Raw genomic sequence first — 24,432 nt, 5'->3', positions numbered from 1 at the left:
AAGTTCTCCAGTTAGATGTGCAGTTAGTGAGTATTTGGGATAGGAACTAGAAGGAACATTTCATGATCCAGTTTTAGAATTGTAAATGAAAAGCTTGGCATTATTGCCGAGTTTTCTATTGCCCATTTACTGGATTCTTGAACAGCATCTAATTTGTATAACCGACTAGAAACATGGATGGGTCATTTTTAGTGCACTTTTCGAACAACCTCTTATAGGTTACAAAGCATGTATCATCACCCTTATAGGGTTTAAGTATATAAAGGGAGGATTATGAATGATCATCGACATCGCAACTACAAGAGATAAGCTTGTAGACATTATCGATCGTGCGCAACAGGGGTTAGCTGTTGAAACCGAAGCATATAAGGACAAGGCTTTCAAAACGATTCAGGAGGATACACCGATAGACAAAGCATTGGATATACTTGTGCAAAATGCTTTGGAGAATATGGACGAATCTGCGCCTGATTGGACGTATGTAGCCAGCCGAATTTATTTACAGCAGCTTTACCATCAAGCACGTCAAAATCGTCAATACAATACGGGTGAATATGGTGATTTTTATCAATTAATTACAATGCTTACAGAAGAGAATATTTATAAAACTACTCTTTTAGAAAAGTATTCGAAAGCTGAAATTGATCACTTTGCCAAACAGATTGACCCAGCGAGAGACTTGTATTTTACCTATTTAGGGTTACATACATTAACAACACGCTATTTGGCAACGGATCATGATAAAAATGTGTTTGAACTACCGCAAGAGCGCTGGATGATTATTGCTATGACGCTTATGCAACATGAAGATAAAGCCAATCGGACAGAGCATGTACTAGAAGCTTACTGGGCATTAAGTAATTTATATATGACAGTAGCGACACCAACATTGGCTAATGCTGGAAAAACACACGGTCAACTTTCTAGCTGTTTTATTGATACTGTCGATGATAGTTTACAGTCTATTTATGATAGCAATACCGATATTGCTAAATTGTCTAAAAATGGTGGCGGTATTGGCGTTTATATGGGGAAAATCCGCAGCCGTGGAAGCTCCATTAAAGGATTTAAAGGAATGTCCAGTGGAGTTGTTCCTTGGATTAAACAGCTGAATAATACGGCAGTAAACGTCGATCAGTTAGGAACAAGAAAAGGTGCTATTGCTGTTTATTTAGATGTTTGGCACCGTGATATCGAGGCATTCCTTGACTTGAAGCTGAATAATGGCGACGAGCGAATGCGCGCGCACGATATTTTTACCGGTGTAACCTTGCCAGATCTATTTATGGAACAAGTGGAAAAACGTGGTGATTGGTATTTATTCGATCCTCATGAAGTGAGACAAGTCATGGGATATTCATTAGAAGACTTCTACGATGAGGCAAAAGGGAATGGAACTTGGCGAGAAAAATATGAGGAATGCGTGAACTCAGAGGAATTATCAAAACGAAAAATACCAGCTATCGATATCATGAAACGAATTATGAAATCACAACTAGAATCAGGAACACCATTTATGTTCTATCGCGATGAAGTGAATCGTCAAAATAGCAACAGCCATAAAGGGATGATCTATTGCTCCAATCTTTGTACAGAAATCACCCAAAACCAATCTCCTTCTGAATTTGTGGAGGAATTTTTGGAAAATGAAAATACGATTGTGAAAAAATATAAATCCGGTGACTATGTCGTCTGTAATTTAAGCTCGATTAATCTTGGAAAAGCTGTTCCAGATGAAGTTCTAGATCGGTTAATAAAAATTCAAGTACGTATGCTGGACAATGTGATTGATATTAACACATTACCGATTATGCAGGCTCAATTAACGAATAAAAAATATCGTGCCATTGGGCTTGGAACATTCGGCTGGCACCATCTTCTTGCTCATAACAATATGAAATGGGAAACGGAAGAAGCGGTCCAATATGCAGATGAATTGTATGAGCGAATTGCGTTTCTTACGATCCAAGCAAGCATGGAGCTAAGCAAAGAAAAAGGAAGTTACCCTGCGTTTTCTGGAAGTAAATGGAGTTCTGGGGAATACTTTGACCAAAAAGGCTATGACAAAACAGAATGGCTCGCATTAAAAGATGATGTAAAACAGCATGGTATCCGCAATGGTTATTTAATGGCTGTTGCACCGAACTCGACGACTGCAATGATTGCCGGCTCTACAGCTAGTATCGATCCAATCTTTAAACCGTTCTACTATGAAGAAAAGAAAGACTTTAAAATTCCAGTAACAGCACCAGACTTAACGCATAAGACATACGATGTATATCGTCGTTCCGCCTATATTGTGGATCAGCGCTGGTCGGTTAAGCAAAATGCTGCTAGACAGCGACATGTTGATCAAAGCCTTTCCTTTAATTTCTATGTACCAAATACAATTCGGGCTTCTATTTTGCTTGATTTGCATTTGCAAGCGTGGAGAGAAGGGTTAAAAACAACGTATTATGTCCGATCTACTTCGAATGAAGTGGAAGAATGTGAATGGTGCCAAAGTTGAGGGTACTGATCGCTTATTTGACGTATAGTGGCAACACCCAAGAAGTAGCGACGATTATTCAGGATGAATTACACGCAAATGAAGTGGAAACGGCGGTTCACCGCATTGGCATTGATCCGCCAGTTGACCCTTCCTCGTATGATATCATCTTCCTTGGCACCTTTACGTGGGATATGGGAAGTACACCTGAAGAAGTGAAGGATTTTATCCTTGAGATTGGGTATAAACCGGAAAATGTCGCTGTATTTGGTACAGGTGATACACAATTTGGCGGCGATGACTTATTTTGTCGCGCTGTAGATAAGTTGGTCAAATTTTATCATAGTCCTTGGTCTGGATTAAAAATTGAACAGTCGCCGAGAGGAAAACAAGAGCAACTTGTAAAAGACTGGGTGGAAGGAGTATTATATCATGGCAAAAGTAATGCTGGAAAAAGCAAAGACACTAGAACCGTTAAATCCAAATAAGTCAACAGGGGTATTTGGAGGGGAATCCAGTGGTATTTTAAATTGGAATGATATTGCTTATCCACACTGGTATAAAATGTATAAACGGTTAGTGGGTAATTACTGGCAAGCAGATGAAGTGAATATGCAAAGTGATATTAAACAGTTCCCTACACTTACAGAAGAGGAACAGGACGCATATTTAAAAATCATTGGCTTGCTATCCACATTAGACGCACCGCAAACACGAACAGCTTTATTGATTTCTCTGTATGCAACCGACCCATCTGTACAATCCATTATGGCTGTAATCGCACAACAAGAAGCAGTGCATAATGAAAGTTATTCCTACGTATTATCTTCAGTTGTCTCGTTAGATGAACAGAATAAGTCTTTTCAGCTAGGACGTACAGATTCTGTTTTGCTCAAACGAAATGAGAATTTAACGAAGCAATATAACGCCTTTGTAGAAGAGCCTACGATCGAAAATATCTTAAAGACGTTAGTTTACACAGCCTTATTAGAAGGGATGTTCTTCTATTCTGGTTTTGCGTTTTTCTATAACTTGGCGCGTCATAATAAAATGGTTGGTACGTCCACAATGATTAGTTATATTAACCGCGATGAGCTCGAGCATGGTCGTTTTATATCAGAACTATTCCGTGCTACACTAGCAGAAAATCCAGAGTATAATAATGGAACGTTTATCCAATGGGTGTATGACCATTTTAAGCAGTCCGTCGAATTGGAAATCGAATGGTCGAATTATGTTCTTGGCAATGTAGAAGGTATTGACTTGGACGAAATGGCTGGATATATTAAGTATCGCGCAAATAAGATGTTGCGGATGATGGGGCTCCATGATGTGTATCCAGACTATACCGAAAATCCTATGAAGTGGATTCGTGCATATGTCGATAATTTTGATGGCACGAAAACAGATTTCTTTGAACAGAAATCTAGACAATATACGAAAACAAGTGATTTGAACGGCTTTGATGATTTATAAGCAGAAAATGGTCTTTTACAAGTAAATAGTCCAAAAGCTAGCAGGCAGGTTAAGAAATAGATCCATCTCTTAACTGTCTGCTTTTTTGTTGTACAGGGAACAATAAAATGAGGTGCTTGTGGATAACGAAATAACCGAATAGCCACGTCCGGCGCATGAGCCCAGCAACGATGCGACTTTAGAAATGCGCCTTACGATAGGGCTTGTCGTTCGAAATGCAAAATGTCATTCCTGGGTCCTGCTGGTTGAAAACCTTGTTCTCATGCACACGTTGACCTTTGAAACGCTGATCTTGTAGACATTTGCATTCAACCTCTTTATTTTCCGTATTTTGTTAATGCAACTTATACTCTCATTAGTCGGCAAATACTCTAAACGGCAAGCGTTTCTTCTGCGCAACAATGACCGCTGGATGTTAAACCAATTCTAAAAATTGGGTTGTTGCCAATATTTCAGGAATACTCATGTAAGTAACATAAAACAGAGTGAACACATAAAATTAAATTTTAACCAAATTAGACAAATTGCAACAATTTTTTATTCATATGTTAAAATTTTACTTATACTCACCAAATTAATTCAACCGAAACAAGAACTTTCAATATGAAAAAAGGCAATATATTTATGATAGTAACGAAAGGAGTGTGTAAGTGAAGTGGAAGTAGGTCAACTCATCCAAAAAACGTTGGACGGTTTAAAACAAAGATTGAATAGTGATGGAACTATCACGGTGCAGGAAGAAGGCGGGGCTATCTTTGAACTTTCTTGTTCTTTTCAAAATCCAGCTACAAAAGAACAAATTGAAAACTTCCAATTCGAACATAATTGTTGTTTGCCGATAGATTATCAAAACTTTCTTTTAGAGCACAATGGAGCGCGGATTTTTGAGGACTTAGATTTATATAGTTTAGAAGGATTGATTGCTTATAAGGATCCTAGCTTACCTGATGGATGTATTTGTATAGCAAGTTACTTAGATACCCGTATTGTAATAGATACGCGTATTTATAAACAAGGAGACCATGATTATTTATTTTGTTTGGATTCAGTAGATAGCTTTGAAGATGGCATAAACTTGAATGCTAACTTTGAAATTTGGTTAGACCGTTTAATTATCGCACAAGGAGCAAAATATTGGGAATGGCAAGATTCTAACACATTCTATTACCGTTGGAACATGTCTTAGCCAACAATAACTAGGAAATGATTCCAAACATCGGTTTTTGGTGTTCGGAGTCATCTTTTTGTTGGGGTATTTTTACTGTTTGTTATGTTTTTGTAGATGTACTTCCTTAAGTCTAACGCCATAAATGAAATCCTAATTCCTTTTCTACTTTCTATTTGCCCCTTACGATCAGGCGAAGCAACTTTTCAAGCAATTATTCAAAAAAATATTTGAAACGTCGGGTAAAGCCCAGATAAGCGCATAAAAAACGCGCCCTTATTAGGTGCTTTTCTCTTGAATTGAAGCAATAGCTTTGGGGTTCGTGATAAATTCGCGCTACATGTATTTCAACCATGCGATGAACGCATATACAGAAAGAATCATCCTAGTAATGTTCTCTTTGATTGAATAATTCGAAAACTATATTTATTCCCCCTTTAAAAGTGGAAGGTACCAGAAAAAAGTTAAAAGGGAGATATCGGCGCCTAAGTTCCCGATTCGTTCAATGGTCTTTAAGTCATATCTTTGCGGGACTAAATCAGTGGCGGATGAGAAAACCCTGTTGATGGAAGCTTCACTTTTGTGACCGTTTATTTTAGTATTGCTCTAACACAAATAACCCTTTACATTAACGTAAGGTTAACGTTTATGATAAGGATAAAGGAGGCGTATAGATTGTATATCAAGGAAGTGGCTAGACGTTTGAATACGACAACAAGAACCATCCGTTTTTATGAAGAAAAAGGGTTAATATCACCCACTAAACAAGACAATCAATATCGGACGTTTACAGATGAAGAGATTGTAAGGATCAGTACGATTTTAGCTTTACGTGAATTTGGCTTGGGCATTAGAGACATAAAGCAACTGCTAAATGAACAAGGGCAATACCGAATTCATGATTATTTTAATATTCAGCGGGCAGTACTCTTTGAAAAATGGCTGGAAACGAAAGACATGATTCATACGATTGATCGTTTGTTAGAACAGAACATGGACCAATCGATCTCTAGGGAAGATATATTTACGTTATCCAAGCATTTAAAGCGGTTGAAATCCCTCCGTAAGTCTTGGCATGACAAGTGGGATTTTGATTCACAAGCAGCTGATTATGATCAAAGTCTAAAAATGCATGGATTTCGCTTTAATGTCCACCAAGACTATGAAACAGCTTTGGAGAAAGTAGTTGATACAATGCCATTAGAAGCGGCACAAACATGTTTAGATATTGGTGTTGGCACAGGAAATTTAGGCGCTAAATTTTTAACAAAAGGAATTCATGTCATTGGTGTAGATCAATCGGAAAAAATGTTGCAAGCATGTAAACAGAAATATCCGGAGATGGAAGTACGCAAAGGACACTTTCTAGCGCTACCTATATTAGATCAGCACATGGACGGGATTGTTTCTAGTTATGCGTTGCATCATATCTCAGATGAACAAAAACTGCTTGCATTGGTTGAAATGGATCGAGTACTACGTCCGAAAGGGGCGATCTGCATCGTTGACTTAATGTTTCAGGATGATTCTCAGCGCAAAGAAGTGCTACAACACTTCGAAGAAAGCGGAAATAAAGAAGCTATTTATGCAATAGAGGACGAATTTTATGCAAACCGTTCTTTACTAGTCGATTGGCTGCAGTCGCATAACTATCAGGTCACAACACATACCTTTAATCCAATCTTAAGTATGATTTATGCAACTAAAAATGGACAGGAAATGGACTAAAGTGATGATAAATTTAAAATTTTTGCAAGCAAAGCATATAAAAGCTTTCGCATCGTATCATTTAACAGCTGACCAATTAGCCTTTACTGCCCATCCTTTAGAAAAATTACTGCAAGCCATCCAATCTAGTTACTGTAAGCCTGTTGGGATATGTTATGGCAAAGATATGGTCGGTTTCTTTATATTGCAGTGGGGGGATATTCAGCCTTACAGTTGTGACGAAGATGCGTTGCTGTTACGTGCGTACTCCATTCAACAGCAATATCAAGGGCAAGGCTTTGCTAAACAATCGATGCATGAATTACCTGTTTTTGTGAATGGTTACTTTCCAGATGTAAGAAAGGTTGTTTTGGGGGTGAATCGCAAAAATAAACTTGCACAAAAAGTATATCTAGCCGGTGGGTTTGAGGATACAGGAAGAAGAGTTCAAGGTCAAGTTGGTGAACAATATATTTTTCAGAAAAATATAAAGTTGGAATAAAGTGCGTTACTTTAAACGCTACACAAAAGCTGCCTCTTTTACATGAAAGGCAGCTTATTGTGGCATAACGTTTGTTTAATTTGCAAAATAGGCTTTTAAACCATTGGTAATTCCACTCGCTACTTGATGTTGAAATGGATTGGATCGAATATTCACGAAATCGGAATAATTGGTAATGAATCCTAGCTCTAATAATATCGAAGGTACATCGTTATTTCTTAGAACATAATAGTTATTTGGCGCAGTACCACGATCACGTATCGAAATGGAAGAGGTAAGGCCTCGATGAACGCTCTCTGCTAACTTCTGGTCTGTTGCAGAATAGTAGAATGTGTTTATGCCGTGTGCAGCAGAATTTGGATGCGCATTATAATGTACGCTGATAAATGCGTGAGTAGCATATGCCCGACTAATTTCCACTCGATCATGTAATGAAACGTACTCATCGCTTGATCTTGTTAATAATACATTAGCACCGGCCGCCCGTAATTTCTTAGCGATCTGTTTCGAAGTTTCGAGCGTTAAGAACTTTTCTTGAACGCCGCTAATTCCAATCGAACCGGGATCGTAACCACCGTGCCCAGGGTCTAACATAATATTGTACCCATAAAGTGAAGTGCCAGCGTTATTTGCTTGCACATTCGGCTGTGGTTGTGCCGGAGCGGTTTTGGTTTCCTCATAGGAGGGTGTCTGTACCTGTACTTGTACAGGTTTATTTTGTGTTGTAGGAACTAAGTGATGCTTAGCAACCCATGCTTCTTTACCTTCAAAATAGGTTTGAACCCAACCATATTGCTCATTGAATTCAATCAATTGATCTCCCGCCTGTAATTGTCCTACAATTTCGGAGTCTAATGACGGTCCGCTTCGCACATTTAATACGGCTTGTCCTACGTCATATACGTCTCCATTAGCTGCATGACTACTATGAGGCAGCAAGAACAGAGTAGTTAGCATAATGGCTAAAGATGTTAATACAAGATATACGTTTTTCAAAATGAGCATGGCCTCCTTAAAAAAGAAATTTTTTGCTTTATCCCGTATAATAAGTTGCTGTAAGACGCCCAATTCAGGAGTTGGATAATCTGTACTGCAGCAAGTCTACGTGGGAGATAACAGCATTTAAATACCAGATTCGTTCATCTGACAGTCAGTGGGGATGAATAAAACCCTACTGGTTGAAGATTCACTTTATATTGAATTCGTTCCATTCTCCCCACTTTTGGGGGCGATTGATAGAATACGAGATTAAAGCTATCTTTAGTGTAATGCTATCTTAATAGATGCATCGTTAGGCTAGGCTAAATAGCAATTGCAGTCCTACTCTTGTTAAGAGAATCATAGATTAAGGCTATAATGGTTTTATCTTTCAACCATTAATTATCTTTTTTCCTTTAAATGCACTATATGTACTAGAAAAGAATGAGTGAAAATACCTATCTATATTATCATAAAAGAATAGAAATGCTAGTTTATGATTTACATTGATGTTGATGTAGAACCATAATGGTTTACTTCTTTATCGGTGTAGTTTTTACTTATGTCAAGTTTCTCCTCAAGAAAACTTATTAAAAAGCATTAACCATTAGAGAAATTTTTAAACTAGTTAAAGAAAAAATCGTTCATTCGTACTAGAGAAAAGTAAATCTAACAGACTAGAAGAGCTATGAATAAGTTTTACTTTTACATGAGTTCCTTTTTAGTACAAAAGAAAACAACTGCATAAATTGCAGTTGTTAACGAACGCTTAAGTAGTTATCTATAAAAGGTCGAGACGCTAGAATTGAGGAAATATCACTTTTATCCCGTATATAAGGTGCTGTAAGACTTCTATTTCAGGAGTTTGATAATCTGCATTGCAACAAGTCTAAGAAGGAGGTAACAGCACGTAAATACTCAATCCGTCCAAGATGCCTTTAGGTCATACTTTTGTGTTACTTACAATCAGTAGGGATGAGTGAAAACCCCCACTGATTAAAGATTCACTTTATAAGCAGGCTATATATTCATTTTCTATTTTAGTTTTGCTATATCCTTTACATAGAAGTACGGTTGTCTAGAAACTTTCAAATCAATGATTCGTTGAATAAACGAGAGGCTGCGTCCAAAACTTGTTTATTGTTTACAATCTCTCCTGGCTTACGTGACTGTCCGATAATATAGTTTTCTAAAGACATGCCAAAAAACTGACATATATACTGGAACTGTTGGACGAGAGGTAGCCCTTTTACATGTGGGTGATCCCCGCCAACAAGAATAAGATACACTTTCTTTTCTTTTAATGCTTGTCGAAAGTGAGGATAGTTAGGGTCTCGTAAAATTTGCGACCAACGATCAATAAACGTCTTCATTGGTCCAGACATGCCATACCAATAAATGGGGGTTGCAAAAACAACAATTTCATGCTTTAATAATTGGTCAATTAAAAATGTGTGGTCATCCTGTATTTCTGGGAAACCTTCATCCGCATGGCGTTTATCAACTATAGGTTGGATGTTATAATCACGTAAATAAATATGTGTTGCAACTTCTTTTGGGATGGCGTGATGTGCCAAATACTCTGTATTACCATTTGTTCTCGTCGAACCATGAAATACGACTATACTCATGTTGTAATTCCTCCTCTGTTTAGGTTTATGGCATAGCTTACAGAATCATTTTGAATTTCTTCCTTGTAAGAGTGTATTCTATATGTAGAAGTTTAGAAGTAATGGAAATGGAAATCGGAAAAATGACTGCATTTATTTTGGACTTGAACCAAAAAAGGAGAAACTTTTTTGAAGTGTGTTTCGTATTTCTAAATAGATAAGTAAGGCATAGGTGGAATGTCATGAAAAAAATCGTAACGATATTTATTATATTGCTCATTATTTCTATATATACCTTTTTTCTAAGCTATTGGGCAGGTTCTTATCTCATGTTGGAGCCTGATTGGCAGGAAAGAATAGTCCTGACGCCAGATTCGGTGAAAGACCCAAGAGATATTTACTTTTTTGATAAATGGGTATTTGCTTTTCAAACCTATCCAGTACGTACCATTACATTTTTACTATCAGCTTCTGCTGTTGTTGGTTTTTGCATCTTTTTTGTTCGCAAGTTTATTCGTAAGCGTAAAAGCAACCAAGAGATATAATAAAACCAATTGGGAGAGTGTGAGTATGAAACATAAAAAGAGTTCGAAAAATAAAGCTAACCACGAAAAGTTTTCTCTTTTAGATATACTATTTGATTTCTTAGGGGAGCTAGTTTTTTTAGTATTTAAGTGGATAGGCAGGATGATTGCTGGATTATTTAAGTCGTGGTTTTAAAACTTATGATGCCTATAGCTACAAGCACCTACTTCTATACAGAGGCAGGTGCTTGCGTTGTGTTTTAGATAGGTTACTTTTTGCTTCTCCAAGCGTTCATAAGAAAATTTCGATGCTTGTGGAATGAACAGCATTTAGGGTTTACATTCTAATCCATTTCCAAATTTCCGCCGGGGTAGCATTTTTACCATACATCAATATTCCTACTTTGAAAATCTTTCCGGCAAGTTTAACAAAAATCCAAATACTGATTACTAAAATAACAAGTGAGATGATGATTTCAATCCACGGCCATTCCTCTAAGTTACTAAGTCTAAGTAAGAGAACTCCTGGAGATGTAAACGGAATGTACGTTCCTAGTTGTGCCATGAAGCCATTCGGATCACTAAGAACAGGCGCAATAAAAATGAATGGTAGAAATGGGAGCATCATAACCATACCTTGAAAGTTCCCAGCTGAACTCACATCCGTCATGGTTGCTCCAACGCCAACAAAAATAGAAGCAAACATAAGATAGCCTAAAATAGCAATTATGATATATAGTGCTAATTCTGGGACAAATAAATATTCTAAAAATGCAATTTCTAACCTCCATGATAGGACGGGAAGTACAATAGCTAAAGAAACGAATGATTGTAGAATTCCCAATACAAAATAGCCAATAATTTTTCCTTGCATAAGATCATTTGGTGTTAGAGAAGATAAAATTATTTCGGCAATTTTATCTTTTTTCTCTTGGGATGCACTTTGAAATATCGCCATACCGGTAAATACGATGGATAGCATAATAAAACCGGCAAACGCCCCAGGCACGATCCGTTCTAATGGTGCATCGGTAGATTCCTCAGCAGCTTCATCGGTTTTCTCGGCAGTTGCTGGACTGTCAGCAGCTTCTTCCACTTGGATACCGCGAGACACAATAGCCAATTGCTCATCAGACAAGCCAAGTTCTTTCATTTGCCATGCTTGAATCGGCGCTGTTAATATTTGTGCTTGATTGATAAAGGAAGAATCCATCTCTTCAGATGTATAGGCAGGAATGATACCTTCATTTAAGCTTTCTTCGTCAATAAATAGATACGCTGTATGTTCGGTATCTTTGATCTCTTTTTTTACTTCTTCTTTCGTTAAATCTGTCTGCAGCACTTGCCATGGTAGATTATTGGATTCAGCAGTCGCTACAATTTCAGAAAATAAGTTCAGCTCGTCATGGATAAATACCTTGGTTGTTTCTGCTTCTTCCTCGTCGCCACCGAATAATTCACCTAAAAACATAAAACCGATAATAAATAATGGGGTTAAAAACATCCCGATGATAAATGTCTTATTTTTTAGGTTTCGCTTTATTTCCCACTTAGCCACTTTCATAGAATTACGCATACGCTTCACCTGCTTCCTGCATTAGATTCTTATCCGTTGCGATGTCAATAAAGATTTCATGTAAGGAAATACGATCTAAGCGCAGTTCTCGAACATCAAGCTGATCAGGGAGTTGCTTGAGCCACCACACTGGCTGAATCTCTTTATGTAAGTAGATAATATGATGCCCATTTTCTTGTTCTACACGCTGTACATTTGGCAGTTGCTCCAGCGCTTCTTTTTGATTATCTCCATGAATGGTGCATTTAAAGTTAGCAAATTTTGTTTTTACTGCATCCATATCACCATAAATTACTTTCTTGCCACGGTGAATCATAAACAGACGGTCAGCCATTTCTTCGACAAGATTCATTTGGTGAGAGGAGAGGAGAATAGCTGTGCCGTTATCAGCAAGCTGGCGAATTTCCTGTTTAAATAACTCCTGACTCACTGGATCCAAGCCAGAAAACGGTTCGTCAAGGATTAATAACTCAGGCTCATGGATAATGGAAGCAATGAATTGGACTTTTTGCCCCATCCCTTTGGAAAGCTCATCAATACTTACCTTTTCTTTACCTTCCAAATCAAATTTTTTTAAATAATGTAATGCGCGTTGCTTAGCACGGTCCAGTGGATAGTCTTTTAACTCTGCTAAATACAGCAAAATATCCATAACCTTGACATTTTTATATAATCCGCGCTCTTCCGGTAAATAGCCTATTTTATGACGCGGTATGGTATTATCCGTATAATTCGAAAAGGTAATTTTCCCTTCGTCGGGATATAAAATGCCCATAATATTGCGGATTGTAGTCGATTTCCCTGCTCCATTTGGTCCAAGTATGGCCATAATTTCACCTTGATTTACTTCAAAGGAAATATTAGAAATCACTTGCTTATCCTTAAATATCTTGCCAAGATTTTCTACCGTTAATATCGTACTCAAAAGTATCAAGCTCCTATTCATTTTATAATTAGTTAACCATTTACTATTATTCTATGTGCCTAGCTAAAAAGTTTTACCTCCCTTCTATAAGTAACGTAAGGATCTCTTCCAGGTCAAGAGATTCTTGTTGTGTCCAATTTATTTGCTCTTGTTGTAAAAAAGCTTCCGTTTGTTCAGGCGCATTTGAGATAAGATAACGCTTTGTACGAAATATTTCCCCCGGAATAGTCCATGCTGGAAGGTGGTTGCTATTGCTTATCCAATACCGCCGGTGGCTATGAATGAGGGTCTCTTTTTCAAAGGTTCCGATCAGCTTCCCTTTCTTTAATACGGCTATATAGTCAGAAAGTTTCATGATATCTGCGGATTGGTGACTAGTCATTATAATGGCCCGATCGTCTTGCTCCATCCATTTTACAAGTAGATTCATCAGCTTTTGCTTTGTTGGAATGTCTAAAAAAGAAGTTGGTTCATCGAGCAGTAACAAGGACGTATTTCTCGGTAAAGTAAGTGCGAGATGAAGTTTTTGCTGGACCCCTTGCGACAATTTTCCAAAACGCTGATCTAACGGAATTTGAAATAAATCTACCATCTGCTTAAAGAGCAGTTCATCCCAATTTGGATAGAGAGATGAAATAAACGCTTTTAACTTGTTTCCAGTGAAAGGATCCCAACCAATGATCGTTTGTGCTTGGTACGTGATATGTTGTTTCCAGCTTTCATCTGAACCATTTGTTTCTATATCCAATAGTTGAATACTTCCTTTGTCTCGTTTAGCTAAATTCATCATTAGCTTAAGAATGGTGCTTTTACCAGCTCCATTTGCACCTGCAAGTGTTGTAATGGTGCCAGACTCTATAGTTAATTGGAGCGGGCCTATATGTAAGTGGTCGAGCTGTTTTTCCAAATCTGTTATCGTTAGCAAAGGTCTCATTTACTTTTTCCTCCCTTTTCATTAATTACTTCAAAAAAGATTTCCTTCAATTGTTCTACCGTATAATCATAGCTAAGTGCGATTTTGATCGCCGTTTCGATTGCTTGGTAAACTTCAGATATTTTCATCTGCTGCTTCATCCCATCGTCCACTGGAGCAACATATGTCCCTTTTCCTTGGGTCGTTTGAATGAAGCCTTGATATTCCAAATTTTGATACGCACGACGGATGGTAATTACACTCGTTTCCAGGTCTTTTGCAAGTGCGCGTATAGACGGGAGCATATCGCCTTCAGCAAGTTGCCCACTAGCAATAAGTGTTTTTATTTGGTTTTCAATTTGGTGATAAATCGGCTCTCGTGATGTTTTGGAAAGGTGGATAGGTAATTCCACATGATCCGCTCCTTTCTACTGGCATTTGGATTGCAAATTATAAGTAATCCAACTTATTCAAAAACTTTTTCATATATACTTGATGTGCTTTTACAGCTGCTAAGCCAATGATTAGTGAAATGGCGGATGCTATCAGCGGCCATTTCTTCGCAACGATAATAGATAATTCCACTACACCGTGGTCAGTGATGAGATGAGAACCAGATAATATAAACAGGAAGATGAAGAATATAATAACAGCAATGATTACCGTGCCGATTCTAGTTGCGAATCCTGTTTCAATAGCTTCACTCATTGGAAGAAGCGTTCCCATATAAAGGTTGACGGATAACCAAATAATTGCAAACGCAATGTAAGCTGGTATCGATAATAAGCCAGAAATAGGCGATGTAAGATAAAAGACAACAAGAAATAGTATTTGTACAGGCAAGGTGAAACAAAAATGAATGACGAAGCGGCTTTTAATTAAGATATTCTGCTCAATAGGCAACTGTAATTGCGTTATTAATAAGGGATGAGCAAAATTGAAGTGTTGCTTTGATCGGAAATGATCTGGTCCCATGTTGGCTCCTATAATAAAGAAGAGAATAAAAAACATATCATAAAATATAAAGCCATTACTAAGGTAACCTTGCAAATTAAATACGAAGAACCCTGAAAAAATAATCACTATCAAGTAACCAAGAAAAAACTTCCCAATAGAATGACTTAACTCAAGCTGAGCAATACGCCATGCTTGCTTCCATTGCTGCATATATACAACCTCCTATAACTGTTATGCTGTGTATATCTATATAAACAGTATAACAAATGAGGGTAATAGTCAAGCGCTTATAGATAATCTATGAATAATAGGAATGATAATTTATTCAACAAGTAACTGGAGTAGATTTTCTTTGCAAAAATTCGAGGTGAACTCTAGGATAAGAAGCAGATGAACCAACCGTAAGAGGAGAAAAGGGATTTAGCTTCATGTGACAATATCAAGACAGATAATAATACATCATATGAACTAAAATATGACCATATTGTGAAATGTCGAACAATAATGACATAAACTGAAAAATCTATGATATACTTTACATGTAGTAAAGAGATACTACAAAATAATGTGAAATATTGAACAAAAGGGAGATGGTACAAATGATTATGAATTTTATCCGTAACAGCAGTATAGCCGCAGGTGTTTTGGCACTTATTCGTATTTATATCGGCTACGAATGGCTCGTTGCCGGTTATGGTAAAATTACCGGAGGGCAATTTGACGCTTCGGGATACTTACAAGGGGCAATCGCAAGTGCAGGAGGAGAACATCCGGCAGTTCAAGGCTGGTGGGCAGTATTCTTGGAAAAAGTAGCCTTGCCAAATGCTGATATTTTTACTTTCCTCGTCATGTGGGGCGAATTGTTAGTTGGTATCGCACTTATCCTAGGGATATTCACAAATTTTTCAGCGTTGATGGGAATTACGATGAATTTTGCTTTCTTGTTTAGTGGAACAGTTAGTACGAATGCGCAAATGGTATTGCTTACTGTATTCTTGTTAGTGGCCGGTTACAATGCTGGAAAATTTGGTTTAGATAGATGGGTCATTCCATATTTGAAAGGTGTTTTTATAAAAAAAGAGAGTGAAAATTTAAAAATTGCTTAATAGCAGATGAATAAAAATAAAATTACCATCTTCTTAAGACTGCAAAAGTTTTAAGAAGGTTTTTTTATTGCCAAAAATTTAGCCATCTTGTTCATAAAATGTGTTTTTAAATCTTAATACGACCTTATTTCAGGGTAATAAATAGGTTATTTGCATTTGTTTGCGATAACTAGATGAATAACATATGATAGCAATAACGAAATTGTAGAAACGGGGAAAAAGTGTCCAATTATCATAAGCTTGTTCGGGATCAAATACCAGAAATAATTACTAATAATGGACAGCAAGCGATAACGAAAAATCTTACTCCAAAGGAATATCATATGGAGTTAAAGAAAAAGGCAGAAGAGGAGTTACGCGAATATTTCCAAGCTGAAGGTAGTGAACCGGCACTGGAAGAATTAGCGGATCTTTTGGAAGTGATTCAAGCATTGGCAAAAACACATGGTGGTTCTTTTCAAACAATTGAAGCCTTACGTAAAAAGAAGCGAGAAGAGAGAGGGGGATTTGATAAAGGTGTGTTTTTAATTTTTGTTCAATAATCAATGTAAATATAAAAGCTCCCTTTTTTGGTGTTGTCGTTATAAAAGTAAGATTATCCCCCTGACGATAAAGGGGCAATACCTGTCGTATAGTAAGGGAGTTTTTATATTTTCTAAGTATATATATTTTGTCTATCGGAGCGGATATTCAATTAACCCTCAGTATTGTTGTTTCTCCAAGTCAATTTATCTCCTTTTTAACACGATACTACTAGCTTGCACGTCGAAATTGCAGTTGAATTAGGCGCTTAGATTTTATTACTTGCAGACGTAGTTGGCTAGGACAGATTGTACTTTGTAAATATTTAATTGCTTATTAAATGTCTTTTGAATTGGTTCTGAGCTTCCGGATACCCATAGTTTTAACTCTGCATCTAGATCAAAAGTTCCAGCAGTTTCGATCGAAAAGTGTGTGATGTTTTTGTATGGAATAGAATGGTATTCCATTTTCTTTCCAGTTACCCCTTGCTTGTCGAGAAGAATCAATCGCTTATTGGTGAATATCATCATGTCTCGGATTAGCTTATACGCATGTTCCACATTCTCTGCTGTAGCTAACAGCTCAGTTACTTCTTGCTCTGCTTTTTTGGCATCCATTTCAGATGCGTTACCCATCATTCCATCAAATAATCCCATTTAGTAATTCCTCCTGTTTAAATTTTGTTCAAAAATTCAGACCGAAAAGGGTGATTTATATCTTATAGATGATTTGGTTGTATACGTATCAGTTTACAATACGTTTCTCTCTGTGTGTTTTACCTTCCTTTTTGAACACGTAGTTATATATTTATTGTACACGAGTGAAAGTAATCTGGAAAGGTAAAATATGTTTAAACATACTGGGAATAGAGCAAGCTGGTAACAAACAATTTGAAAGGAGCAAGGTGAGATGCATAAACAAACCATTAATATCATAATTGCCACGATGTGCTTGTTCGTTTTATCAGCCTGTAATACAACCGATGATGAACGAACGCAAGGAAGTGAAGAACTAGAAAAGCTACAGTCAAATGAGGCAGAACAAAAAACTACGAACGTAGAAAGGGATTCTTCGAAAAAGGTTATGGTTTCATTAAAGGATCGCAAGCAGCAAGAAGTAGCTACCGCAATAGTAACTGAAGAAGAGCAGGGCGTTCGTATTAAACTGGCTGGGGAAAATTTTACACCTGGGAAGCATGGTTTCCATATTCATGAAACAGGATCTTGTGAAGAACCTGATTTTAGTTCTGCAGGAGAGCATTTCAATCCAACAAACAGAAGCCATGGAAAGAAAGCGCCAGGTGGTCCGCACGCAGGCGATTTGCCCAATATAGAAGCAGCTGATGATGGAACTGTAACAGCTGACTTTTTAAACGAAATGGTCACACTCAAACCAGGGGAAGACCATTCATTAGTAAAGGAGGGTGGAACAGCTCTAGTCATTCATTCTGACAAAGACGATTACAAGACCCAACCTGCAGGGAATGCAGGGGAACGCATTGCCTGTGGCGTTATTAAGGAAGCAAAATAAAAGTATAAGACAAGACTCGGACATAACTAAAACAGCTGATTAAAAAACGAACAATAAGGAAGTGAATCTTGAATCAGTGGGGGTTTTCATTCATCCCCTACTGATGGAAGATTCGCTTTATTGGCAGTTTCAGATAATAAGAGAATTGAAAAGGGAAATTTTCGCCGCTTAAAGAAAAAGCTCTCCCATGTGGTGAAATGGAATAAAATACGTGCTCATTACGATGAGATAAATAAAGAGGCTAGGGCCATCTCAAAGTAAAAAGCTGACGCTAGCCAATATAAAGAAAAGCGAAGTAATCTTTGAATCAGTTATTCTTTACAACATCATGTCCACCAAACTCATTTCTGAGTGCTGCTACAACTTTACCCGTAAACGTATCATCTTCTAAAGAACGATAACGCATCATTAACGATAGAGCAATCACGGGGGCTGCGACTTCATAATCGAGTGCAGTTTCTACCGTCCATTTTCCTTCCCCAGAAGAATGCATAATCCCACGAATCTGTTCCAATTGCGCATCTTTTGCAAATGCCTGCTCCGCTAATTCCATTAACCAGGAACGAATAACTGATCCATGGTTAAATACTTTGGCAACTTTTTCATAATCATAATTAAAATCACTTTTGTGAAGAATGTCAAAGCCTTCTGCGATTGCTTGCATCATACCATATTCCATCCCATTGTGAACCATTTTTAGGAAATGTCCGCTGCCGGTTTCCCCAGTATATAAGTATCCATTATCCGTGGAGATATCTTGAAATAGAGGTTCAATCTGTTTAAATGTTTCTTTATCTCCGCCAATCATCGTACAAGCACCATTTCTAGCACCATCTGTTCCTCCGCTAGTACCACAATCAAAGAAGGCGATGTCTTGAGCATCTAAAAAATGTTTCCGTTTCATCGTATCTTTATAATGGGAGTTTCCACCATCAATTAAGATATCCCCTTTTTCTAACAACGGGACCAACTCTTGGATGACTTTTTCCGTAACTTCCCCTGCAGGAACCATTAACCATACAATCCGTGGAACCGGTAAATGTTGAACTAGATCTGCCACGGAGGACTGTGGTTGATAATTTTGATGTGCAATAGATGCAGCCTGTTCTTCGTTTTTGTCAAAACCTACTACATTATGTTGATGATCAAGCAAATTTAGTGCCAGATTGTAACCCATTTTTCCTAAACCAATAATACCAATATTCATGTTGCTCACCTCTAGTTTGAATAGTATGAAGCTGTTTAAAAGTAAAAGGATGGAAGCTCCATTTTTCATATTCTTTTCTTCTTCCGCTTTTTGAACGCGTATTTCATTAGTTCGATTCCATTATATCAAATTTTTTTCCTTAATCAATTAATATCGTGGAATTTTTTTTCGTGTATAATATGATTTACAGAAAGCCGATGTAAATTGAATTGTTTTGGTCCATTTGTATTACTGCCAAAACAGCTGTATAAACAGGTTGATGTAAAAAGGGGAGCGTTATATGAATCAAGTTAATCAACACGGTTTAGCCCGTATACGTAGCAATTATAGCCGTCTGAGTGATAAAGAAAAAAAGATCGCTGACTATATTCTGCAACAACCAAAAGCAATTATTCACCATACGATCAATCAGATTGCTGATGAGCTGGAAGTGGCAGAATCAACCGTATTTCGTTTTTGTCAGCGTGTAGGATTTAAAGGATATCAAGCGTTGAAAATCGCACTCGCTGCAGAGGTGGTTGAACCCGTAACAGATATCCATGAAAAAATTCAAGCTGGCGATGACATCGGAACGGTTAGTGAAAAAGTGTTTCGTTCCAATATGAAAACGTTAGAAGATACGTTGAAAATTACCGACCAAACGGCATTGAATGATGCGGTTCAGGCTCTTATTAAAGCGGAAAGGGTAGAGTTTTTTGGGATTGGTGGTTCGGCAATTGTATCCATTGATGCGTATCATAAATTTCTTCGCAGTGGGATTCATGTTTATGCAAATTTAGATGCGCATATGCAATTAATGTCAGCCTCTCAATTAGGAGAAAAGGATGTAGCGGTCATTATTTCTCATTCCGGCTCAACCAAGGATATAATTGATATATTGCATGTATTGCGGGATAAGCAAGTAACGACAATTGCCATCACCAACTTTGCTAAATCATCATTGTCCAAGCACGCAGATATTTTATTGTATACAGTGTCTGAGGAAACGGAATTTCGTCCCGAGGCTTTATCCTCAAGAATTGCCGAACTGACTTTAATAGATGCGCTGTATACGAATGTGATGCTTGCCAAAGGGGAATCTGCTCAACAAGCTTTACAGGATATGCGAAAAGCAATTGCATTAAAACGGCTATAAAAATTAAGCTAAACTAAATCCAATTCAATGAACCTTATTTTTGAAGACTAAATTCATCTTTTTGCATAACTAAATATGTTGAAGGAGGGGGTAATTTGATTGATATTAGTAAGTTAATTCAAGGGAAAAATCTCACAGAGTTAGACATTCAGCTTTTAAACTATATTATTGAAAATATTGATCATGTGTTACAACAAGGCGTACGTCACATCGCGAAGGTGAATTATACTTCTCCGGCAACGATTATTCGCTTATCCAAAAAGCTTGGCTATACAGGATTTGTAGATATGTATTATCAGTTATTGCCGTTAATAAAAGAAGTAGAGGGAAAACAAACAGGTGTGGTGGATGACTTTCCAGAAATTAATACACAGGAATTTTTCGAATACAATACTATGGAAACGATTGAATTATTTATAAATCGAGTAATGAAGTTAGAACAAACCTATATTTTCCTTTATGCCACTGGTTTTTCAGCTATAGCCGCTGAATACTTATATAAAAAGTTATTGGTTTTAGGTAAAAAAACGATATTGGCTAGCGGAATGGATTCGATCGGGGTTTTTGAAAATAATTTAGACAATATTGGTGCACTTGTCGTAATTTCAAAATCAGGAGAAACGCAACAAGTCATTGATAAATTAGTTGTTGCAAAGGAACATCATATTTTTACCGTTTCCTTTACCAAAGAGATAGACAATCGCATTGCCGGCATATCTGATTTAAACTTTAAAATTATCGACAATAATAAATTGGACGATCGAAATATGCTGCCAAACATCTTTTTTCCAAGATTATTAATGACCTTCGAGTTGATTATAAAGGAATATCTAAAAACAAATACCAGATAATAGACTCTTTTGAAACGTGTTTTTAAACAATGAAACACGTTTTTTCTCGTCTGAAAATCATATACAAGAAACCGTTTACGGAGTAAACTAAGTCATGTCAAAGACAGATAGACGTCAAATATATGGGGGTGTATGAAATGAAGCAGAGAATAATGGAAGCGATGCAACGCTTTTCGAAAGCTATGTTTATTCCAGTTCTTATTTTACCAATTGCAGGGATTCTTATAGCTCTTGGAAATGTATTTACAAACCAACGATTACTTGAAGTAATTCCATTTTTAGATAATCCCGTTACAACTGGATTTGGATCCATCTTATCGGGCTCATTAGTTTCGATATTAAGTAATTTAGGGTTAATTTTTGCTGTCGGTATAACAGTAGGCTTAGCCAAAAAAGAAAAATCTGTAGCAGGATTTACCGCATTATTAGGATATTTAGTATTTGTTAATGCGATGAATAAATTTATGGAACTAAGCGGTCTACTCGTTGAAGCAGAATCATTGCAAGGTACTGGACAAACATTGGTATTAGGAGTCCAGATATTAGATATGGGAGTTTTTCTAGGAATTATTCTCGGTATTGTAACCGCTTATATTCACAATAAATTTATTGATACGGAATTTAATGGTGCCTTCCAAATTTATGGCGGTTCCCGGTTTGTATTTATTGTCTTAATTCCAGTGGCTGTGTTAATGGCGGTGTTTCTCACCTATGTTTGGCCTGTTTTTCAAAGTGGAATCAACAGCCTTGGCACATTAATTCAACATAGTGGTAATTTTGGAGTGTTTCTATATGGTGCGTTGGAGAGGCTACTTATTCCAACTGGTTTGCATCATTTAGTCTATACCCCATTTCTATACACTTCTCTCGGTGGGGTTGAAGAAGTTGGGGGACAAGTGTTAGAAGGTGCAAGAAATATTTACTATGCAGAAATTGCCGACCCTGAAGTAGCTCGTTTATCTAAAAGTGTCATCTGGGATGCTCGTGGTATTGCAAAAATGTTTGGCTTAATTGGTGCATGTTTAGCCATGTACCATACCGCAAAACCAGAAAATAAAGTAAAAGTAAAGGCAATTTTAATTCCAGCTGCATTTACTTCCTTTATTGCCGGAGTCACGGAACCAATTGAATTCTCCTTTATGTTTGTGGCACCACTCTTATTTGTTGTTCATGCTGCTCTAAGTGGTTTCAGTATGGTGGTATTAAACATATTGGATGTTCGAGCCATCGGACCAAACGGAATGATTGACTTTTTATTATATAATCTCCCGCTTGGTTTTGAAAAAACAAGTTGGCCGATGTATATCTTAGTAGGAATCATATTCTTTGTTATTTATTATGTTGTATTTCGTTTCTTAATTAAGAAATTCAATTTCAAAACGGTTGGTCGTGAAGAACAAGGTAAAGAAACAAAATTGTATTCTAAACAAGAATACAAAGCAAAAAAGAGTAAAGGAAAAGACAACACAAATACGGCAAACTCAGATGTTGCAAGCATTATTGTTGATGCCCTTGGCGGTGCAGAAAATATTGATACCGTGACAAACTGCTACACGAGGCTGCGCCTCACATTGCATCAACCAAACTTAGTTGATGAACAGACATTAAAAACAAAAACGGGCGCAAGTGGAGTCATTATGAAAGATAAAAACGTTCAAGTAGTATATGGCTTACAGGTAACAACTGTTCGTAAAGCAGTGGATCGTTATTTAGGCAGAGGACAAACAGAATAACTAATCAGAATAGAGAGGAAGATAACGATGAAACAATTTTCGATTGTTATAGCAGGTGGCGGAAGCACATACACTCCAGGGATTGTTATGATGCTTCTGGATAATTTGGACCGTTTCCCAATTCGTACACTAAAACTGTATGATAATGATGCAGACAGGCAGGCGGTTTTAGGAGAAGCATTGGAAATAACGTTAAAAGAAAAGGCTCCTGAAATAGAATACATCTATACGACTGATCCCAAGGAAGCCTTTACGGATGTGGACTTCTGCTTTGCGCATATACGCACTGGAAAGTATAGAATGCGTGAATTGGATGAAAAAATCCCGCTAAAGTACGGTGTAGTCGGTCAAGAAACGTGTGGCCCTGGTGGAATTGCATACGGTATGAGAAGTATTAAGGATATGATCGAACTGATTGATTTGATGGAAGAATATGCACCTGATTGCTGGATGTTGAATTATTCTAATCCAGCAGCTATTGTTGCTGAAGCTTGCCGGGTGTTACGTCCACATTCCAAAGTGTTAAATATTTGTGATATGCCAGTCGGAACATTACGTAGAATGTCACAAATTATTGATAAAACACCAGAAGAGCTTGACGTTCGTTACTTTGGCTTAAACCATTTCGGCTGGTGGACAAGTATAAAAGATAAAGACGGAACAGAATATTTGCCGCAAATCAGAGAATATGTGAAGGAAAATGGTTACTTGACACAAGTTGAAGTGGACACACAGCATATGGATCAAAGCTGGCAGGAAACGCATAAAAAAGCAAAAGATTTGTTAGCAGTCGATCCAAGATTTTTACCAAATACGTACTTGAAGTACTATTTCTATCCAGATTATGTTGTGGAACACTCCAACCCAAACTATACTAGAGCAAATGAAGTGATGGATGGCAGGGAAAAGGAAGTATTCTCTACAGCAATGGTAATTGTGGAGAAAGGTACATCAGAAGGAAGCGAATTTTCTATCGGGAGTCATGCAACGTTTATTGTCGATCTTGCACGTGCTATCGCCTATAATACACATGAAAGAATGGTTATGATTGTGGAAAATAATGGAGCTATTGCAAACTTTGATGATGATGCGATGGTTGAAGTCCCATGTATGGTTGGGACGGATGGTCCTGAACCGTTATGCCAAGGCAAGATTCCCGAATTCCAACGGGCTTTAATGTATCAACAGGTAACAGTGGAAAAGCTGGTAGTCCAAGCATATATGGAAGGAAGCTATCAAAAATTATGGCAAGCTCTCACGCTTTCGAAAACAGTGCCAAGTGCAAAAGTAGCGAAAGAAATTTTAGACGACTTAATAGAAGCTAATCGAGAATTTTGGCCAGAGTTAAAATAAAAAAAGACCGTTCCTCTTTAAAAGGAAAATGGATTCTACCTTTTAAAGAGGAGTCTTTTTTTACAAGATAAGAAAGCATTCCTGTAATAAAGCAAAATGAGGATTGAACTAAAAAGCCTCCTTGGTATGATACGAGGTGTCCAAAGCTAATCGCAAAAATGGACCCTTAAATTA

Annotated in this window: 23 protein-coding genes; 14 read left to right on the top strand and 9 right to left on the bottom strand. The window is 37.3% G+C overall.

Going from position 1 to position 24,432, the window contains the following annotated elements:
- Positions 1-277: 277 nt before the first annotated feature.
- From BKP57_RS09160 to BKP57_RS09135, 6 genes are all read left to right on the top strand, one after another.
- Positions 278-2,509: a ribonucleoside-diphosphate reductase subunit alpha gene (locus BKP57_RS09160; protein WP_050350842.1), complete on the top strand. Its 2,232-nt coding sequence runs from the start codon at positions 278-280 to the stop codon at positions 2,507-2,509.
- Positions 2,494-2,976 carry a flavodoxin gene (locus BKP57_RS09155; RefSeq protein WP_050350843.1) on the top strand — a complete coding sequence of 161 codons (483 nt, stop codon included), beginning with the start codon at positions 2,494-2,496 and terminating at the stop codon, positions 2,974-2,976. The genes BKP57_RS09160 and BKP57_RS09155 overlap by 16 nt, the downstream gene beginning before the upstream one ends.
- A complete protein-coding gene (locus tag BKP57_RS09150; protein WP_050350844.1) occupies positions 2,921-3,964 on the top strand; it encodes a ribonucleotide-diphosphate reductase subunit beta in 1,044 nt (347 codons plus the stop codon). The genes BKP57_RS09155 and BKP57_RS09150 overlap by 56 nt, the downstream gene beginning before the upstream one ends.
- Positions 3,965-4,619: 655 nt before the next feature.
- Positions 4,620-5,150 carry an SMI1/KNR4 family protein gene (locus BKP57_RS09145; RefSeq protein ID WP_072741396.1) on the top strand — a complete coding sequence of 177 codons (531 nt, stop codon included), beginning with the start codon at positions 4,620-4,622 and terminating at the stop codon, positions 5,148-5,150.
- A gap of 654 nt (positions 5,151-5,804) precedes the next feature.
- Positions 5,805-6,857: a MerR family transcriptional regulator gene (locus BKP57_RS09140; RefSeq protein WP_050350846.1), complete on the top strand. Its 1,053-nt coding sequence runs from the start codon at positions 5,805-5,807 to the stop codon at positions 6,855-6,857.
- A 4-nt stretch (positions 6,858-6,861) separates the two neighbouring features.
- Positions 6,862-7,338: a GNAT family N-acetyltransferase gene (locus tag BKP57_RS09135; protein WP_139325362.1), complete on the top strand. Its 477-nt coding sequence runs from the start codon at positions 6,862-6,864 to the stop codon at positions 7,336-7,338.
- 75 nt (positions 7,339-7,413) lie between these two features.
- Here the strand turns inward: BKP57_RS09135 and BKP57_RS09130 are convergent, their stop codons facing one another.
- On the bottom strand, positions 7,414-8,334 hold the full coding sequence (locus BKP57_RS09130; protein ID WP_072741395.1) for an N-acetylmuramoyl-L-alanine amidase family protein: 921 nt from the start codon (positions 8,332-8,334) through the stop codon (positions 7,414-7,416).
- Positions 8,335-9,404: 1,070 nt separating this feature from the next.
- On the bottom strand, positions 9,405-9,947 hold the full coding sequence (locus tag BKP57_RS09125) for a flavodoxin family protein (protein WP_050350849.1): 543 nt from the start codon (positions 9,945-9,947) through the stop codon (positions 9,405-9,407).
- Between the two features lie 221 nt (positions 9,948-10,168).
- Between BKP57_RS09125 and BKP57_RS09120 the strand changes: the two genes are divergently transcribed.
- Positions 10,169-10,471, top strand: a complete 303-nt coding sequence (locus tag BKP57_RS09120; RefSeq protein WP_050350850.1) for a DUF4306 domain-containing protein — start codon at positions 10,169-10,171, stop codon at positions 10,469-10,471.
- Between the two features lie 316 nt (positions 10,472-10,787).
- On the opposite strand, the gene BKP57_RS09115 is transcribed toward BKP57_RS09120, so the two are convergent.
- The 5 genes from BKP57_RS09115 to BKP57_RS09095 all read right to left on the bottom strand — a co-directional run bounded on the left by BKP57_RS09115 (position 10,788) and on the right by BKP57_RS09095 (position 15,031).
- Complete coding sequence (locus BKP57_RS09115) at positions 10,788-12,026, bottom strand: ABC transporter permease (RefSeq protein WP_050350851.1); 1,239 nt, start codon at positions 12,024-12,026, stop codon at positions 10,788-10,790.
- Entirely contained in the window at positions 12,019-12,951 is a 933-nt protein-coding gene (locus BKP57_RS09110; protein WP_128743317.1) for an ABC transporter ATP-binding protein, read from the bottom strand. Before BKP57_RS09110 ends, BKP57_RS09115 begins: the two co-directional genes overlap by 8 nt.
- 73 nt (positions 12,952-13,024) lie before the next feature.
- A complete protein-coding gene (locus tag BKP57_RS09105; protein ID WP_050350853.1) occupies positions 13,025-13,885 on the bottom strand; it encodes an ATP-binding cassette domain-containing protein in 861 nt (286 codons plus the stop codon).
- The gene (locus BKP57_RS09100) at positions 13,882-14,277 is read right to left on the bottom strand and encodes a GntR family transcriptional regulator (protein WP_050350854.1); all 396 of its coding nucleotides are present in this window, start codon (positions 14,275-14,277) and stop codon (positions 13,882-13,884) included. The genes BKP57_RS09105 and BKP57_RS09100 overlap by 4 nt, the downstream gene beginning before the upstream one ends.
- A gap of 37 nt (positions 14,278-14,314) precedes the next feature.
- Positions 14,315-15,031, bottom strand: a complete 717-nt coding sequence (locus BKP57_RS09095; protein WP_050350855.1) for a hypothetical protein — start codon at positions 15,029-15,031, stop codon at positions 14,315-14,317.
- Between the two features lie 389 nt (positions 15,032-15,420).
- Here BKP57_RS09095 and BKP57_RS09090 point away from each other — a divergent pair, with 389 nt between their 5' ends.
- Together BKP57_RS09090 and BKP57_RS09085 are read left to right on the top strand one after the other, a co-directional pair.
- Complete coding sequence (locus tag BKP57_RS09090) at positions 15,421-15,927, top strand: DoxX family protein (protein WP_050350856.1); 507 nt, start codon at positions 15,421-15,423, stop codon at positions 15,925-15,927.
- Between the two features lie 221 nt (positions 15,928-16,148).
- Positions 16,149-16,469: a nucleoside triphosphate pyrophosphohydrolase gene (locus tag BKP57_RS09085; RefSeq protein WP_050350857.1), complete on the top strand. Its 321-nt coding sequence runs from the start codon at positions 16,149-16,151 to the stop codon at positions 16,467-16,469.
- Between the two features lie 258 nt (positions 16,470-16,727).
- On the opposite strand, the gene BKP57_RS09080 is transcribed toward BKP57_RS09085, so the two are convergent.
- Complete coding sequence (locus BKP57_RS09080; RefSeq protein WP_050350858.1) at positions 16,728-17,105, bottom strand: PH domain-containing protein; 378 nt, start codon at positions 17,103-17,105, stop codon at positions 16,728-16,730.
- Positions 17,106-17,358: 253 nt separating this feature from the next.
- Here BKP57_RS09080 and BKP57_RS09075 point away from each other — a divergent pair, with 253 nt between their 5' ends.
- Positions 17,359-17,979, top strand: a complete 621-nt coding sequence (locus BKP57_RS09075) for a superoxide dismutase family protein (protein WP_050350859.1) — start codon at positions 17,359-17,361, stop codon at positions 17,977-17,979.
- Positions 17,980-18,286: 307 nt separating this feature from the next.
- Here the strand turns inward: BKP57_RS09075 and gnd are convergent, their stop codons facing one another.
- The gene (gene gnd, locus BKP57_RS09070; RefSeq protein WP_050350860.1) at positions 18,287-19,186 is read right to left on the bottom strand and encodes a phosphogluconate dehydrogenase (NAD(+)-dependent, decarboxylating); all 900 of its coding nucleotides are present in this window, start codon (positions 19,184-19,186) and stop codon (positions 18,287-18,289) included.
- A gap of 280 nt (positions 19,187-19,466) precedes the next feature.
- On the opposite strand from gnd, the gene BKP57_RS09065 reads away from it, so the two are divergent.
- The 4 genes from BKP57_RS09065 (at position 19,467) to BKP57_RS09050 (ending at position 24,258) form a co-directional block, all read left to right on the top strand.
- Positions 19,467-20,321 (top strand): MurR/RpiR family transcriptional regulator, encoded by an 855-nt coding sequence (locus BKP57_RS09065; RefSeq protein WP_050350861.1) that lies wholly within the window; start codon positions 19,467-19,469, stop codon positions 20,319-20,321.
- A gap of 95 nt (positions 20,322-20,416) precedes the next feature.
- Positions 20,417-21,172 carry a MurR/RpiR family transcriptional regulator gene (locus BKP57_RS09060; protein ID WP_077298207.1) on the top strand — a complete coding sequence of 252 codons (756 nt, stop codon included), beginning with the start codon at positions 20,417-20,419 and terminating at the stop codon, positions 21,170-21,172.
- Between the two features lie 137 nt (positions 21,173-21,309).
- Positions 21,310-22,905: a PTS transporter subunit EIIC gene (locus tag BKP57_RS09055; RefSeq protein WP_050350862.1), complete on the top strand. Its 1,596-nt coding sequence runs from the start codon at positions 21,310-21,312 to the stop codon at positions 22,903-22,905.
- Positions 22,906-22,932: 27 nt separating this feature from the next.
- Entirely contained in the window at positions 22,933-24,258 is a 1,326-nt protein-coding gene (locus BKP57_RS09050; protein WP_072741394.1) for a 6-phospho-alpha-glucosidase, read from the top strand.
- Positions 24,259-24,432: the final 174 nt, after the last annotated feature.

Origin of the sequence: Virgibacillus sp. 6R, from assembly GCF_001895305.1 — a bacterium.
Classification (GTDB): Bacteria; Bacillota; Bacilli; order Bacillales; family Amphibacillaceae; genus Virgibacillus; species Virgibacillus pantothenticus.
This window is presented reverse-complemented; position numbering and strand designations above follow the sequence as displayed.

Coding starts and splice junctions, on each gene's coding strand:
- BKP57_RS09160 (WP_050350842.1), top strand. CDS start 278: ATGATCATCGACATCGCAACTACAAGAGATAAGCTTGTAGACATTATC.
- BKP57_RS09155 (WP_050350843.1), top strand. CDS start 2,494: ATGGTGCCAAAGTTGAGGGTACTGATCGCTTATTTGACGTATAGTGGC.
- BKP57_RS09150 (WP_050350844.1), top strand. CDS start 2,921: ATGGCAAAAGTAATGCTGGAAAAAGCAAAGACACTAGAACCGTTAAAT.
- BKP57_RS09135 (WP_139325362.1), top strand. CDS start 6,862: ATGATAAATTTAAAATTTTTGCAAGCAAAGCATATAAAAGCTTTCGCA.
- BKP57_RS09125 (WP_050350849.1), bottom strand. CDS start 9,947: ATGAGTATAGTCGTATTTCATGGTTCGACGAGAACAAATGGTAATACA.
- BKP57_RS09120 (WP_050350850.1), top strand. CDS start 10,169: ATGAAAAAAATCGTAACGATATTTATTATATTGCTCATTATTTCTATA.
- BKP57_RS09115 (WP_050350851.1), bottom strand. CDS start 12,026: ATGCGTAATTCTATGAAAGTGGCTAAGTGGGAAATAAAGCGAAACCTA.
- BKP57_RS09105 (WP_050350853.1), bottom strand. CDS start 13,885: ATGAGACCTTTGCTAACGATAACAGATTTGGAAAAACAGCTCGACCAC.
- BKP57_RS09095 (WP_050350855.1), bottom strand. CDS start 15,031: ATGCAGCAATGGAAGCAAGCATGGCGTATTGCTCAGCTTGAGTTAAGT.
- BKP57_RS09090 (WP_050350856.1), top strand. CDS start 15,421: ATGATTATGAATTTTATCCGTAACAGCAGTATAGCCGCAGGTGTTTTG.
- BKP57_RS09080 (WP_050350858.1), bottom strand. CDS start 17,105: ATGGGATTATTTGATGGAATGATGGGTAACGCATCTGAAATGGATGCC.
- BKP57_RS09075 (WP_050350859.1), top strand. CDS start 17,359: ATGCATAAACAAACCATTAATATCATAATTGCCACGATGTGCTTGTTC.
- gnd (WP_050350860.1), bottom strand. CDS start 19,186: ATGAATATTGGTATTATTGGTTTAGGAAAAATGGGTTACAATCTGGCA.
- BKP57_RS09065 (WP_050350861.1), top strand. CDS start 19,467: ATGAATCAAGTTAATCAACACGGTTTAGCCCGTATACGTAGCAATTAT.
- BKP57_RS09055 (WP_050350862.1), top strand. CDS start 21,310: ATGAAGCAGAGAATAATGGAAGCGATGCAACGCTTTTCGAAAGCTATG.
- BKP57_RS09050 (WP_072741394.1), top strand. CDS start 22,933: ATGAAACAATTTTCGATTGTTATAGCAGGTGGCGGAAGCACATACACT.